11 protein-coding genes are annotated in these 15158 nt (G+C 71.5%); 5 read left to right on the top strand and 6 right to left on the bottom strand.

The window, feature by feature from the left end:
* Nucleotides 1-3: 3 nt before the first annotated feature.
* From NFC98_RS10105 to NFC98_RS10130, 6 genes are all read right to left on the bottom strand, one after another.
* Nucleotides 4-1980, bottom strand: coding sequence for a DUF4139 domain-containing protein (locus tag NFC98_RS10105; protein ID WP_254274871.1), 1977 nt, complete (start codon nt 1978-1980; stop codon nt 4-6).
* A 75-nt stretch (nt 1981-2055) separates the two neighbouring features.
* On the bottom strand, nt 2056-3798 hold the full coding sequence (gene cydC / locus NFC98_RS10110; protein WP_254274872.1) for a thiol reductant ABC exporter subunit CydC: 1743 nt from the start codon (nt 3796-3798) through the stop codon (nt 2056-2058).
* Nucleotides 3791-5473 carry a thiol reductant ABC exporter subunit CydD gene (gene cydD / locus NFC98_RS10115; RefSeq protein WP_254274873.1) on the bottom strand — a complete coding sequence of 561 codons (1683 nt, stop codon included), beginning with the start codon at nt 5471-5473 and terminating at the stop codon, nt 3791-3793. Before cydD ends, cydC begins: the two co-directional genes overlap by 8 nt.
* A gap of 4 nt (nt 5474-5477) precedes the next feature.
* On the bottom strand, nt 5478-6479 hold the full coding sequence (cydB, locus tag NFC98_RS10120; protein ID WP_254274874.1) for a cytochrome d ubiquinol oxidase subunit II: 1002 nt from the start codon (nt 6477-6479) through the stop codon (nt 5478-5480).
* A 3-nt stretch (nt 6480-6482) separates the two neighbouring features.
* Nucleotides 6483-7901, bottom strand: coding sequence for a cytochrome ubiquinol oxidase subunit I (locus NFC98_RS10125; protein ID WP_254274875.1), 1419 nt, complete (start codon nt 7899-7901; stop codon nt 6483-6485).
* 298 nt (nt 7902-8199) lie between these two features.
* Nucleotides 8200-9183: a calcium/sodium antiporter gene (locus tag NFC98_RS10130; protein ID WP_254274876.1), complete on the bottom strand. Its 984-nt coding sequence runs from the start codon at nt 9181-9183 to the stop codon at nt 8200-8202.
* Between the two features lie 193 nt (nt 9184-9376).
* On the opposite strand from NFC98_RS10130, the gene NFC98_RS10135 reads away from it, so the two are divergent.
* The 5 genes from NFC98_RS10135 (at nt 9377) to NFC98_RS10155 (ending at nt 15139) form a co-directional block, all read left to right on the top strand.
* A complete protein-coding gene (locus NFC98_RS10135) occupies nt 9377-10732 on the top strand; it encodes a paraquat-inducible protein A (protein WP_254277824.1) in 1356 nt (451 codons plus the stop codon).
* Nucleotides 10729-12408, top strand: coding sequence for an intermembrane transport protein PqiB (gene pqiB / locus NFC98_RS10140; protein WP_254274877.1), 1680 nt, complete (start codon nt 10729-10731; stop codon nt 12406-12408). Before NFC98_RS10135 ends, pqiB begins: the two co-directional genes overlap by 4 nt.
* 33 nt (nt 12409-12441) lie before the next feature.
* Nucleotides 12442-13044 carry a membrane integrity-associated transporter subunit PqiC gene (locus NFC98_RS10145; protein WP_254274878.1) on the top strand — a complete coding sequence of 201 codons (603 nt, stop codon included), beginning with the start codon at nt 12442-12444 and terminating at the stop codon, nt 13042-13044.
* A gap of 81 nt (nt 13045-13125) precedes the next feature.
* The gene (locus tag NFC98_RS10150; protein WP_254274879.1) at nt 13126-13653 is read left to right on the top strand and encodes a helix-hairpin-helix domain-containing protein; all 528 of its coding nucleotides are present in this window, start codon (nt 13126-13128) and stop codon (nt 13651-13653) included.
* A gap of 151 nt (nt 13654-13804) precedes the next feature.
* Nucleotides 13805-15139, top strand: coding sequence for a DEAD/DEAH box helicase (locus tag NFC98_RS10155; RefSeq protein WP_254274880.1), 1335 nt, complete (start codon nt 13805-13807; stop codon nt 15137-15139).
* The last annotated feature ends 19 nt before the right edge of the window (nt 15140-15158 follow it).

The following is a 15158-nucleotide window of genomic DNA, read 5'->3' on the forward strand; positions in this document are numbered from 1 at the left end:
CCCCTACAACCCACGGATGAAGGCTGCCAGGGCCTCGCGCCGATCGGCCAGCCGCGCCTCGGCCTCCTCGCGCTGCGCCTCGAGGCGAGCGATGCGTGCTTCCTGCTCTTCCAGGTCGGCCAGGTAGCGCTGTCCGGGCTCGCTGTCGAGCCCCACGGCGGCGAGGTTGTCGCGGATCCGGGCCTGATGGTCGGCCGCCCGCTCGAGGCCCCGCGCCAGCGCGTTCAGCTCGGCCTCCACCTCCGCGACGCCTCGGCGGCGTTCGATCAGGGTCGCCATGGCCTCGGCGGCCTGCGGGTCGGCGGCATCGCTCCACTGCAGCAGCAGCTCGGTGTCGGCCTGTGCCAGGGCCACGGTCTGGCTGCGGGTCAGCTCCTCGCGCGCCTCCAGCGTCGCGCTCTCCCCGGCCCCCAGGCTGACCCTGAGTCGCCGGTGGGTGGGCGTGGACTCGACCAGCGACTCGGCCTCGAACCGCCACCCGGCGCGCGCCGGGTGCTCGATCACCACCTCACGGGGGCGGCGCGCATCGCTCTGCAGGGTGTAGCGGGTGGTCACCCGCGACAGCCGGGTGGCCCTCAGGGTGCCGTCGACCAGGGTCACCCGCTCCAGCTGCTCCTCGGGCGTCGACTCGGTGTCGATGCGCACCTGGCGATCCGCCGCGAAACTCGCCAGCCGCGACTCCCCGGCGGGAATGCCCGGCAGGCTGACGTCGCCCACATGGCCCACCTCCGCCGCATAGACGGTGACGAGCCCGGGAGGCAGCCAGGTGTCGGTGGCGTTCTCCAGCCGCACCGCGGCCACCGGGTGCCGTTCGCCCCGCTCGGGCTTGAACAGCGAGAGCCGCTCGGCCGGCAGTTCGGCGTCCACATAAGGGACCGACAGGGTGCGCCCGGCCTCGAGGTCGACGGGGTCGGGCAGCGCCCAGGTGGCGGCGGTGTCACCCTGGGCTGCCGTGGCCTGGCGAAGGGGGCCGGAGAAACCACCCGTGGCATCGGCCGCCAGTGCCGCGGGGGCCGCTGACTCCCGTTCGGCCAGGGAGCGCTGGAGCCCCATGGCGCCCTCGTCGGGGCGTACCGGGGCGATGCTGTCGGCGGTGACCGGCACCTCGGTGCGCTGCGGCCAGTAGCGTTCCAGCAGGCGCTGGGTGAGGGTCACCGGCGCACCGCTGGAGAGCGTGACGGCCACCTGCTCCCAGTCGCTGCCGCTGGCGTTCTCGATCACCGCCCAGGCCTGGAGGCGGGCGGGCGCCTCGTCTTCTTCCAGCAGCAGCCGGTAGGCGGTCTTCCAGACCGGCGCGGCCACCACGTAGTAGAGCCCCACGTCACGCTCGCCCTCCCCGGCGAGCTCGATGGCGATGCGCCGCACCTCGTCGGTACGGCCGCGGCCGCTGACTTGTGCCGCCTGACGCAGGCGCTCGCGCAGGCTGGCGTCGAGGATCTCGAGGCGCGCGTCGGTGTCGAGGCGCAGGGTCATGACCACCCCCTCGTCATCCAGTACCGACAGGGTACGCTGCGCCTCCTGGCCGTCGCCGGCCGGCAGCTCGTCGACGCCCAGCAGCAATCCCTCGACGCTGCGCCCGGCCGAGGCGACGCGCACCGGCACGCCCTGAAGGGTGGCCGCCAGGCGCGGCACCGAGCCCATCTCGCCGGGGCCGAAGGGCAGCCGGCGGAAGGTCTCCTCCACGGCCGAGAGGCCGTCCAGGCGCATGCCCACCAGCCGTCCCGCCGGGTCGCGCACGACCAGGCTCTTGAGGATATCGTCCACCTGCTCCAGGGGGACCTCGAGGTGGACCACCCCGCTGCCGGAGAGCGGCGCGGCCCGCTGGTAGGCCGCCAGCCCGCCCGAGGAGAGCGTCACCGCCTCGACCCGCGACTCGGCGACCGCCGGCCCCGCCGCGCCGAGGGTCACGCCCAGCAGCAACGCCGCCGCGACCCTCGCCGCCCCCCTCTCACGCCGCCCTGTCCCGCGGAACACGCTCATGGCCACCTCCCCTGTCTCGACGCGGCGCGCGGGGGCATCAGCACCCGCACGCCAGGAACCCTTCAGCGCATCAGGCTAACAGGTATAGCGCTCGAGGCGCCCCTCCACCAGCGTCAATCGGCGCTGCACCCCGGGCGGGTCGAAGGGGCCGCCGTCGAGCTGGTGCACCAGGAAGATCACGCTGCGCCCGGCCAGCCAGGCGTCGAGCCTTAGCGCCAGCCGCGACACGGTACCGGCATCCAGGCCGGCGAAGGGCTCGTCGAGCAGCACCAGGCCGGGATCGCGCAGCCACAGCCGCGCCAGGGCCAGCCGTCGCGCCTGCCCACCGGAGAGGCGCCGCCCGCCCTCGCCGACCCGGGTGGCGAGGCCTGACGGGAGCGACATGGCCCACGCCTCGAGCTCGACCCAGGCCAGCGCCTGCCACAGCGCCTCGTCGTCGGCCTCGGGCGCGGCCAGGCGCAGGTTGGCCGCCAGGCTGTCGTCGAAGAGGTCGATCCGCTGGGTCAGCGCCGCCACCCGCTCGCGCAGGGCCGCCTCGGGCCAGGCCGACAGCGGCTGCCCGTCGAGCAGCACCTCTCCGCTCTCCGGCACCAGCTGGCGCAGCAGCAGGGCCGCCACGCTGGACTTGCCGGCCCCGGAGGCGCCGCACAGCGCCACCCGCTCGCCGGGCGCCAGGGTAAAGGAGACCTCCGCCAGCGCCGGGGTGAGCGCACCGGGGTAGCGCAGGCTGACCGAGGAGAGGGACGCCGACAGCGCCGTCGGCTGGCGGGACGGGGGCGCCGCCTCGGGCGCCTTCGCGGCCACCGGCGTCCTGGCCCGCGCCTCCAGGGCATTGAGCCGCTCCGCCGCCCCGCGGGTCGCCCCCAGCCAGGTGAAGGCGGCCGGCAGCGAGGCCAGCGCCTCGCTCATGGCCAGCATGGCCAGCGGCATCATCACCATCAGCGGGCCCGACAGCCGCCCCGCCTCGAAGGCCTGGGCGGCCAGCCACAGCGCCAGCAGCGCGCCCAGGCCCACGAAGAGCGCGGCCAGCGCGTTGCCCAGGGCCACCCGGACGCCAAGGCGCCGCTGGTCCCGGTAGAGTCGCGTCTCCACCTCTTCCAGCCGCCGACGGTGGGCCGCCAGGCTGCCATAGGCCTCCAGCTCGGCCAAGCCCTGCAGTTGCTCGACCAGCCGCGCCCGCAGCGCCTCCAGGTCGTCCACCTGGCGTCGGCTGGCCGCCATGCCCAGGCGAGCCTGGCCCAGGGTGAGCCAGCACCAGCCGGCCAGCAGCCAGGCACCACTGACCAGACCCACCGTCGGGGCCCAGATCGCCAGGAAGCCGGTCAGGGCGAGGATCGCCAGCAACCCCACCCCCGCCGGGGCCAGCAGGCGCAGGTAGAGGCTGTCCAGGGTATCGATGTCCGCGGTCAGCCGATTGAGCCAGTCGCTGGCGCGGCGTCGCGACAGGGCGTGGCCGTCAAGTTCCGCCAGCACGCCGAACAGCCGGGCGCGCAGGTCCGCCAGCAGGCGCAGCACGGTGTCGTGGTTGTAGAGGCGCTCCAGATAGCGTGACACGGTCCGCGACACCGCAAAGAAGCGGATGCCCCCGCCCGGCACATAGACATCCAGGGAGGCGGCAACGCCGGCGGCCAGCAGCAGGCCGGTCAGCCCGGTAGCGGTGATGAACCACCCCGAGAGCGCCAGCAGGCCGATCGCCGAGGCCAGGGTCAGCCCCAGCAGCGCGGCCCCGGCCTGCAGCCGACCGCGGCGGCGGTCCAGCAGGTGCAGCCAGGGACGCAGGGAGCCGATCAGGGACGCCGTGCCATGACGCTCACGCATCATTGCCCTCCTCGGTTGGGCCGGCGTCCAGCGCCAGGTGCCGGGTGGCCAGCGCCATCAGCGCCGGATGGTGGGTGGCGATCACCAGGGTGCGGCCCTCTCGGGCGAGCTCGGCCAGGGCCTCCACCACCCGGGCCTCACTCTCGGCGTCCAGGCTCGCGGTGGGCTCGTCGAGCAGCACCAGCGGCGCCCGGGAGAGAAAGACCCGGGCCAGGGCCAGGCGCTGAGCCTGGCCCCCGGAGAGCCCCACGCCGCGCTCGCCCAGCGGGGTCTCGAGCTCGTCCGGCAGCTGCAGCAACAGCTCGCCCAGGCCGGCTCGAAGCAGCGCCCGGCGCATCCGCTCGGGGCACGCCTCGGGCGCGGCCAGGCGCAGGTTGTCGGCGAGGGTGCCCTGCACCAGCAGGGGGGGCTGGTCCATCCAGGCAAAGCTCAGTCCGTCCGCCACGCAGCGTTCCCCCTCGCCCGGCCCGGCGAACCCCGCCAGCAGCTGCAGCAGGGTCGACTTGCCGGCCCCGGAGGGCCCCGTCACCACCAGAACCTCGCCCGGGGCGAGGCGCAGGCTCAGCGGCCCCAGCACTCGCCCGCGGCCCGGGTGGCTGACGCAGGCGGCCTTGAGCTCGACCAGCGCTCCCGGAGCCGCCACCGGTGCCGCCTCGACCCGCACCGGGTCCGGCGTCTCCTCGAGCAGGCCCAGCAGGCCCTCGGTGGCGCCCAGGGCGGCGGCCCGGTCATGGTAGTGCTGCGACAGGGTGCGCAGCGGCTGGAAGAACTCCGGCGCCAGCAGCAGCACCAGCAGCCCGCTGAACAGCGTCAGTTCGGGCGAGGGGCCGTAGGTGATGTAGCCGAGCAGGCCGAAGCCCACATAGATGGCCACCACGGCGATGGCCACGGCGGAGAAGAACTCGAGCACCGCCGAGGAGAGGAAGGCCACGCGCAGGGTTCGCATGCTGCGCCGGCGATAGTCGTCGGCGGCGGCATGCACCTCGCCGGTGGCGGCGGCGGTCCGGCCGAACAGCTGCAGGGTGGTGATGCCGCGCACGCGGTCGATGAAGTGCCCGGAGAGCCGGGCCACGGCGGCAAACTGGTCGCGGTTGAGCCGCTCTGCGCCCATGCCCACCAGCGCCATGAACAGCGGGATCAGCGGCGCGGCCAGCAGCAGGAAGAGCGCGGCCAGCCAGTCCAGCCACAGCACCAGCAGCAGCACCGCCAGGGGGTTGAGAACGGACAGCACGAGCTGTGGCCGGAAGCGGGCGAAGTAGCCGTCCAGCGCCTCGACCTGCTCCACCAGTTGGCTGGCCAGGGAAGCGGAGTGCCGCGACGCCAGCCTCACCGGTCCCAGCCGGGCCAGGTGGTCGAGCAGCTCGCCGCGCACGGCCCGGCGGAGCCGCAGGCTGGCGGCCTGGCCGAGGGTCTCCTGAGCGTGCAGGGCCAGAGAGCGCAGTACCAGCAGCAGGGCCATGCCGGCCAGGGCCGGCATGGCCTCCGCGAGGGGCGCCCGATCGACGACCAGGCGGCTCACCACCCAGGCCAGCAGGGCCAGCTGCCCCAGGGTCGCGATGCCGGCGAGAACGCCGGCCAGCACCGCCAGCCCCAGGCGGCGGCGTTCCCCCCTGGCCCTGTGCGCCAGCCAGCGACGGGGCGCCCTGCCGGCGCCCCCCTTTTCCTCGTGGCTCATGGGCTCAGTGATAGCCCTCGCCCACCTTGACCTTGCCGCGGAAGACCCAGTAGGTCCAGGCGGTGTAGGCCAGCACGATGGGAATCACGAACAGCACGCCGATCAACAGGAACAGCTGCGACTCCGGCGCCGAGGCGGCATCCCAGATGGTGTAGTCGGGCGGCACGATCACCGGCCACTTGCTCGCCACCAGGCCCAGGTAGGTAAAGATGAACATGCCCAGGGTGGCGATGAAAGGCTGGCCCTCGCTGCGCCGACGCACCGCGCTCCACAGCCAGACGGCACAGGCCAGTGCCAGGGCCGGCAGCACCCAGATCAGCTGGATGTGGTCGAACCAGCGCGACCAGACCGCCGGGTTGACGAAGGGCGTCCAAAGGCTGATGGCCACGAACACCGCCAGCACCGCCGCCAGCAGCGCCGGGGTGATGCGGTAGGCCCACGCCTGGACGTGCCCCTCGGACTTGAGGATCAGCCAGGTGGCGCCGAGCAGCGCATAGCCGGTCATCAGCCCCAGGCCGGTCAGCACGGTGAAGGGGGTGAGCCAGTCCAGGGCGCCCCCCACGTAGACGAAGTCCTCCACGGCGAAGCCCTGGATGTAGGCGCCCACCACGGCGCCCTGGGCGAAGGCCGCCACGGCGGAGCCCCAGCAGAAGGCCCGGTTCCACCAGTGGCGATTGCGCCGCGACTTGAAGCGGAACTCGAAGGCCACGCCGCGGAAGATCAGTCCGGCCAGCATCAGAAAGACCCCGATGTAGAGCGCCGGCAGGAACACCGAGTAGACCAGTGGGAAGGCACCCAGCAGGCCCGCACCGCCCAGCACCAGCCAGGTCTCGTTGCCGTCCCAGACCGGAGCCACGGAGTTCATCATCACGTCACGGGACTCTTCGTCCGGGGCGAAGGGGTAGAGGATCCCCAGCCCCAGGTCGAAGCCGTCCATGATCACGTACATGATCACGCCGAAGCCGATGATCACGGCCCAGATCAGTGAAAGATCGAGAAATTCCATGATTCATTTCCTCCAGGTCGGGGCCGCATCGTTCTCGAAGGTGGCATGTACCGCGGAGAGCGGGCGCTTGGGACGATGCACCTCGCCGTCGACGGTATCGCGCTCCTCCTCGGGCAGCATGCCCTGGCGGACCACCCGGGTCAGGTAGTAGACCCCGGCCCAGAACACCACGGCATAGACCGCGACGTAGCCGATCAGGGTGAACAGCGCCATGCCGCCGGTCAGCGACGGGGTCAGCCCCTCGGCGTGGGTCATGATGCCGTAGACGAGCCAGGGCGCGCGCCCCACTTCGGTGACGATCCAGCCGGCCAGCACCGCGATGAAGGGGGTCACGCTCATCAGGCGCAGGGTCTGGAGGAAGCCGCGATGCTCATAGACCCGGCCGCCGCGGCGCAGCCAGAGCCCGGCCACGGCCACCGCGATCATCAGGAAGCCGATGCCGACCATGACCCGGAAGGACCAGAAGACGATCCACACCGGCGGCTGCTCCTCGGGGGGCACCGCACTGATGCCGGGCACCTCGCCGGCCGGATCATGCGTGAGGATCAGGCTGGCCAGGCTGGGAATGCCGATCTCGAAGCGGTTGGCCTGGGCCTCCTGGTCGGGCAGCGCGAAGAGCAGCAGCGGCACGTTGCCCCGGGTCTCCCAGTTGCCCTCCATCGCGGCCACCTTGGTGGGCTGATGCTCGAGGGTGTTCAGGCCATGGAAGTCGCCGATCACCGCCTGGGTCGGGGTCAGCACCAGCAGCAGCCACAGGCACATGGAGAGCGCACGGCGGTTGGCCTCCACGTCACGACGGATCAGCAGGTACCAGGCGCTGACGCCGGCCACCACGAAGCCCCCGGTGATGAAGGAGGCCATCACCATGTGGGCAAAGCGGTACCAGAAGGAGGGGTTGAAGATCGCCTCGCTCCAGGCCACCACGTGGAAGGCGCCGTCGCGCAGTTCCACCCCGGCCGGCGTCTGCATCCAGCTGTTGGCCGAGAGGATCCAGAACGAGGAGATGAAGGTACCGACGGCTACCATGATAGCGGCAAAGAGGTGGACCCCCTGGGGCACCTTGCCGCGCCCGAAGAGCAGGACGCCGAGGAAGGCCGCCTCGAGAAAGAAGGCCGTGACCACCTCGTAGCTGAGCATGGGCCCGAGGAAGTTGGCCGAGGCCTGGGAGAAGTTGCTCCAGTTGGTGCCGAACTGGAACGACATCACGATGCCCGACACCACGCCCATGCCGAACACCACGGCAAAGACCTTGGTCCAGAACATCGCGAGGCGGTCCCAGGCGGGATTGTCGGTCTTGTAGAAGAGGCCGTGAAGCACGGCGATATAGGACGCCAGCCCGATGGTGAAAACCGGGAAGATGGCGTGAAAGGAGACCACGAAGGCGAATTGCAATCGCGACAGCAGGAGAGGATCCAGTTCCATGACGCAAGCCTCATGACGGCGATGGACTCGATTTCGTCGCAAGGGATGCGGATGCACGCTCCGGTGCGTGTTGTGCCTTCGGCAGGCCCCTGAAAGGCCCGCCGTGACGCATTCCACCTGGACACCAGTGACAGGGTCAGCCTAGCAGCCCCGGCATCGAAGGGCGCCCGGAAAACGCGCCCTAGATAACCTTTGGGACTAAGCTTATTCTGTCATTGTCATTATCCTACTATTAAGGACTCGACCTCGGGAGGAAAGTTGACCCGAGTCCGTGTGTCGCGATGTCGCAGGCGCTCGCTCAGGCCGCACCGCCGCGCAGCACCAGGTGAACCAGCCAGGCGGTATAGCCGAGGTACATGGCCAGCAGCACCGCCCCCTCCAGGCGGTTGATGCGCCCCTCGCGGCCGCGCCAGCCCAGGGCGAAGACCGCCATCAGCACGGTCATGGCGGCCATCAGGCTCCAGTCGCGCAGCAGCACCTCGGCACCGACCTGGATGGGGTGGATCACCGCGGCGAGCCCCACCACCCCCAGGGTATTGAAGAGGTTCGAACCCACCACGTTGCCCAGCACCAGGTCATGCTCGCGCCGTCGCAGGGCGCTGATCGAGGAGGCCAGCTCCGGCAGCGAGGTGCCCACCGCCACCACCGTGAGGCCGATGATCAGGTCGCTGACGCCGAACCCCTGGGCGATGGCCACCGCGCCCCATACCAGGATCCGCGAGCTGACCACCAGCAGCACCAGGCCGATGCCGGTCCAGGCCAGGCCGGCCGCCAGCGACATCGGGTGCTCCGCCAGGCTCTCCTGGGTATCGACGGCGAGGGCGTCGGCGCCCTCCCGGCGGGCACGCAGGATGCTGGTACCGATGAAGGCGGCTAGCAGGACCAGCAGCAGGGCCCCCTCCAGCCTGCCGATCACCCCGCCCCACATCAGCAGGGCGGAGAGCAGGGTCGCGCCGCCGAGGATCGGCAGCTCACGTCGCACCACGGCGGAGTGCACCGCCAGGGGGGAGATCAGCGCGACCAGGCCCAGGATCAGGCCGATGTTGGCGACGTTGGAGCCGTAGGCATTGCCCAGCGCCAGGCCGGGATTGCCCTGCCCCGCCGCCAGCGCCGAGACGACCAGCTCCGGTGCAGAGGTACCGAAGCCGATCACCAGCATGCCGATCAGCAGCGGCGAGAGCCCGAGCCGGGCCGAGGTGGAGGCCGCCCCGCCGACGAAGCGCTCCGCGCTCCAGACGAGCAGGACCAGGCCCGCCACGACGGCCACTGCAGGAAGCATCATGGGATTCCCTCGTGAACATTCAGGGGTGAATGTTTGACTATGGTGTGCCTGCCGTCAACGTGTCACACTTTCCGACACGGGCCCGGCGGCAGGACGCGGCGCAGTATACGCCTATTCCCCGGTCCCGTGGATGTCCCGAAACCAGGTGGTAGACCTCACAGTGGCCCAGCGTTCCTCTCGATTCCTCGACCGTCTGCCCTCGCTGCCCGCCGAGGCGCCACGGGTGGACCGCACCCCGCCGGAGGCGCGGGCGAGACGGCGGCTGCGCGCCTGCCGGGAGTGCGACTGGGTCGTGGCCCTGCCCCCGCTGCGCGCCGGCGAGAAGGCCGACTGCCCGCGCTGCGGCCATAGCCTGGTCAAGCGCCACTTCCGTCCGGCCCAGCGCAGCATGGCGCTGGCGCTGTCGGCGCTGCTGGCACTGGCCATGGCGCTCTCCTTTCCCTTCGTCAGCTTCACCGTGGGCGGCATCGGCAACCGGATCGAGCTCTCCCAGACCGCCACCACCCTGATCGGCTTCCACCAGCCGGTGGTGGCCATCGCGGTGATCCTGACGATCATCGTGCTGCCGGCGGTCTACCTGCTCGGGGTGATCTGGCTGCAGCTCGGCCTGCTGCGGGATGACCCGCTGCCGGCCAGCCGCACCATCGCCCGTTCGCTGGCCCAGCTCAACCCCTGGATGATGGCCGACGTCTTCATCATCGGTGCCCTGGTGAGCCTGATCAAGGTGGCGGGCATGGCCCAGATCGAGCTCGGCGCCTCCTTCTGGGCCTTCTGCGTCTTCGCCTTCCTGCTGCTGCTCACCACCCAGTCCATCGATGCCGACTGGATGTGGTTCTCGCTGGCCGGCGAGCCGCGCGCCCCGGAGGGCACTCGCACCGGTGAGACCGCCGCGCCCCAGGGCCTGGCCGGCTGCGCCACCTGCGGCCTGGTCAACCGGCTCGACCCCGGGGGACGCGGACGCTGCCGGCGCTGCGGCGAACGGCTGCGCCCGCGGCTGCCCCACAGCCTGCAGCGCACCTGGGCGCTGCTCGCCGCGGCCGCGGTGATGTACGTGCCGGCCAACGTCTACCCGATCATGACCACCACCAGCCTCGGCCAGAGCTCCCCCTCCACCATCATCGGCGGCGTGGTGGAGCTGATCCAGATGGGCTCCTGGCCGGTGGCCGCGGTGATCTTCGTCGCCAGCGTGATCGTGCCGGTAGGCAAGCTGGTCGCCCTGGCCTGGCTCTGCCTGGTGGTCAACCGCAGCAGCGAGCTCAACGCCGCGACCCGTACCCGCCTCTATCGCCTCACCGAGTTCATCGGCCGCTGGTCGATGATCGACGTCTTCGTGGTGGCAATCCTGGTGGCACTGATCCGCGCCGGCTCGCTGATGTCGATCACCCCCGGCCCCGCCGCCCTGGCCTTCGGCGCGGTAGTGGTGATCACCATGCTGGCCGCCATGACCTTCGACCCCCGGCTGATCTGGGATGACCCGCTGCCCCGCCGCTCCCGTCGCCCGGCCGGCACCCAGCCCCCTGACCGTCACCCAGAAGGAACTCCCGGATGAGCGATGCCTCGCGCGTCGACGACGCTACCGAGCGCGACCTGCACCGTGCCAAGGCCTCGCCCCAGGCACGCTTCTCGCCGATCTGGATCGTGCCCATCGTGGCGATCCTGATCGGCGCCTGGCTGGTCTACGACAACTACCGCAGCCGCGGCCCCCAGGTCACCCTGGTGATGAGCAACGCCGAGGGCATCGAGGCCGGCAGTACCCTGATCAAGACCCGCAACGTGGAGGTCGGCCGGGTCGAGCGGGTCAACCTCTCGGAGGACCTGTCCACGGCGGTGATCACCGCGCGGATGAGCCCCGACAGCGACGCCATGCTGGTCGAGGACAGCCGCTTCTGGGTGGTCAAGCCCCGGGTCGGGCGCGAGGGGATCAGCGGGCTGGGCACCGTGCTCTCCGGGGCCTTCATCCAGCTGGAGCCGGGCAGCAGCGACACCGCCTCCCGGGAGTTCGAGGTCAGCGACCAGCCCCCGGTGGCGCCGGCCGGGGCCGCCGGGCTGCGCATCAACCTGGTCAGCCAGCTCGGCAATTCGCTGCGGGTCGGCGACCCGGTCACCTACCAGGGCTACACCGTGGGCCGCGTCGAGGACGCCACCTTCGACGCCCAGACCCGCCGCATGCAGCACCGCGTGTTCATCGAGGCGCCCTACGACACGCTGGTCACCGACAGCACCCGCTTCTGGTCGGCCAGCGGCATCGACCTGCGGCTGGACTCCGAAGGGTTTCGGGTCAACGTCGAATCCTTCGAGGCGCTGCTGGGCGGCGGCGTCACCTTCGGCGTGCCCGAGGACCTTCCGCTCGGCCGTCAGGTGGAGGCCGACGTCACCTTCAACCTCTACCCCGATGAGGACAGCGCCCGCCAGGGCACCTTCAACCGCTACCTGGAGTACGTGCTGCTGGTGGACGACTCGGTCCGCGGCCTCTCCCGAGGCGCCCCCGTGGAGTTTCGCGGGGTGCGGGTCGGCACCGTGGCGGCGGTGCCCTGGAACTTCAACGCGCCCCAGCCCGAGGGCCGCTCGGGCTTCTCGATCCCGGTGCTGGTCCGCATCGAGCCCCAGCGGCTGGGCATCGAGAACCAGGAGATCCAGCTCGACGAGTGGCGCGAGCGCTTCGACCGGCTGTTCGGGCTGGGCCTGCGCGCCTCGCTGAAGAGCGGCAACCTGCTGACCGGGGCGCTGTTCGTCGACCTCAACTTCCAGCGCGACCTGGCCGACCAGCACGTGGCCGAGACCTTCGCCGAGAAGACCGTGTTCCCCACCACCTCCGGGGGCTTCGCGCTGATCGAGGCCCAGGTCACCGACCTGCTGGCCAAGCTCAACGGCCTGGAGATCGAACCGCTGCTGGCGGGGCTGGACCGCAACCTGGCCGCCTCCGAGGCGATGCTCAGCGAGGTGCGCGCGCTCTCCGCCTCGCTGCAGGGAATGCTCGAGGACCCGGCGACCCGCGAGGTGCCCGGCAACCTCAATGCCACCCTGCAGGAGCTGCAGGTCACCCTGCAGGGGCTGTCGCCCGACTCCACCGCCTACCAGGAACTGACCACGGCCGTGGGCCGCCTCGAGCGGCTGATGCGCGACCTGCAGCCGGTGGCCAGGACACTCTCCGACAACCCCCGCGCCCTGCTGTTCGACAGCCTGGACACCGAGGACCCCCAGCCGCGCGCCCCGCGCCGCGACTGACCCGGCAAGGACACCGATGAAGGAGCCACGACGATGATGGCAAGGAGAGGAGTCGGCGCCGCCCTGGCGGCCATGCTGATCACAGTGACCCTGGCGGGCTGCGCCACCCCCGGCCCGGCCCCCCAGCGCTATGCGCTGCCCGACGCCGCGGACGGAGCCGGGCCCGCGGCAGGGGCCGAGGCCGAGCACCTGCTGCTGCTGCGCCCCCCGCGGCTGGCCCACTACCTGGACGTGGAGGGCCTGGTGATGCAGGTCGACGACATCACCCTGGTGGAGGCCCGCGGCCACCAGTGGGCGGAGGCGCTGGGCCGCCAGTTGGAGCGCGGCCTGCGCGCGCGCCTGGCGGCACGCCTGCCCGATACCCGGGTGATGCTCGACGAGGTCGGCGTACGCGAGCCCGGTGCCCTCGCCCTGCGCCTGGAGCTGGACCGCTTCCAGGGCCGCCACGACGGCCTGGCCGTGATCGGCGGCCAGTGGCAGCTGCGCGACGCCGAGGGACGCCTGCTGGCCATGGCGCCCCTGCAGGTGGAGACCGAGCTCGACGACGACGGCTACCCCGCCCTGGTGCGCGCCCTGGGCCGCGGCTGGGACAGCGCGGCCGATGAGCTCGCCGAGGCGGTTCGCCGCGCGCGCTGAGCGCGGCAGGCAGAGCGACCGGAGCTGGGCTATGGTCACCTCAGGCCCCCAGGGGCACTTCCCATCGACAGGGACGACACCATGCATGACGACCTGACCCGGGAGCTCGCCGAGCGCGAGCTCCGCCACGCCATCGCCCTCGAGCTTCGCGAAATGGCCAGGCGCGCCCACCGCGCCCTGCTGATCGCCCTGGCCAGCGACACCCACGGCGAGGACGCCCTGGCCGAGCTGGAACAGGCCGACCAGGCGCTGGCCGAGCTCGACGCCCTGGCCGCCCGGCATGCCTTCGTGGCGCTGCCGATGCTTCGCGACGTGCGCCGCGGGGTCGACCGCCTGGCCTGCCAGCTCTACCAGGATGGCGCCTGCGACAGCCTCGACGAGGACGCCCACGAGGCTTTCCTCAACCGCCATGCGCGCGGGCTGACCGCCCTGGACGGGATCGGCCCGGTCACGGCCCGTCGCCTGTTCGCCCACGGCATCAGCGACCTCGACCAGTTGCGCGCGCTCGGCCCCGAGGGCCTCGACGCGATCACCGGCCTCAACGCCGCCACCCTGACCCGCATCCGCACCAGCCTCGCGGCGGACGCCCCGGCCGCGGACGGTAAGTAGCTGCACCGGCGCGCAGGTTCTGGCATAATGCAGCTCGCGGCACATCATCGAGTCCCTCCTGCCGCGCCCTGAACCCGAATTTCTCACGCCCCGGCCCGGGACTGGCCACGCGTCATTGCGTGGCGCGGCCGTGGTGTTCTGCGGAGACCGCATGACCTTTTCCGAACTCGGCCTGCGTGCCGAACTGCTCCGTGCCGTCGAGGCACAGGGCTACACCACCCCGACCCCGATCCAGCGCCAGGCCATCCCCGCCGTCCTCGAGGGCGGCGACCTGCTGGCCAGCGCCCAGACCGGCACCGGCAAGACCGCCGGCTTCACCCTGCCGATGCTCCAGCGCCTAGCCGGTGGCCCGCGCCCCGGGCGGCGCGAGGTTCGCGCCCTGGTGCTGACCCCGACCCGCGAGCTGGCCGCCCAGGTCGGCGAGAGCGTGGCCGACTACGGCCGCCACCTTACCCTGAAGAGCCACGTGATCTTCGGCGGCGTCGGCCAGCAGCCCCAGGTGGATGCCATCCGCCCGGGCCTGGATGTGCTCGTCGCCACCCCGGGTCGTCTGCTCGACCTGCAGCAGCAGAAGCATGTCGACCTCTCCAAGGTCGAGATCCTGGTGCTCGACGAAGCCGACCGCATGCTCGACATGGGCTTCATCCACGACATCAAGAAGATCCTCCGGGTGCTCCCCGAGAAGCGCCAGAACCTGCTGTTCTCGGCGACCTTCTCCGACGAGATCCAGGCGCTGGCCAACAAGCTGCTGGACCGCCCGGCGATGATCGAGGTGGCGCGTCGCAACACCACCGCGGAACTCGTCGACCAGGCGATCTACCGCGTGGATCGCGAGAAGAAGCGTGAGCTGCTCGCCCACCTGATCACCGAACATGACTGGCACCAGGTGCTGGTCTTCACTCGCACCAAGCACGGCGCCAACCGCCTGGCCGAGCAGCTGAGCAAGCAGGACATCCCGGCCATGGCGATCCATGGCAACAAGAGCCAGTCGGCCCGCACCAAGGCCCTGGCCGCCTTCAAGACCGGCGACCTGCAGGTGCTGGTGGCCACCGATATCGCGGCCCGCGGCCTCGACATCAGCGAGCTGCCCCACGTGGTCAACTTCGAGCTGCCCAACGTGGCCGAGGACTATGTCCACCGCATCGGCCGCACCGGCCGCGCCGGCAGCGAGGGCCAGGCCGTATCGCTGGTCTGCGTGGACGAGCACGGCCTGCTCAAGGGGATCGAGCGGCTGATCAAGCGCGACCTGGAGAAGCGCATCGAGCCCGGCTTCGAGCCCGACCCCAATGCCAAGCCCGAGCCCATCGAGAACGGCCGCAACCGGCGCGGCGGTGGCGGTGGCCGGGGTGGCCAGCGCCAGGAAGGCCAGCGGCGTGGCGGCCAGTCCGCGCGCGGCGGCAACGCCGCCGGCCAGCGCACCGGGGGCGACGAGGCACGCGCCCCTCGCCGCCGGCGGCGTGGCGGCCAGGGCTCGCGTCAGGCCTGACCGGCTGGCGGGGTAGTTC

The organism is Halomonas sp. 3H, from assembly GCF_024206005.1.
Taxonomy (GTDB): Bacteria; Pseudomonadota; Gammaproteobacteria; order Pseudomonadales; family Halomonadaceae; genus Halomonas; species Halomonas campaniensis.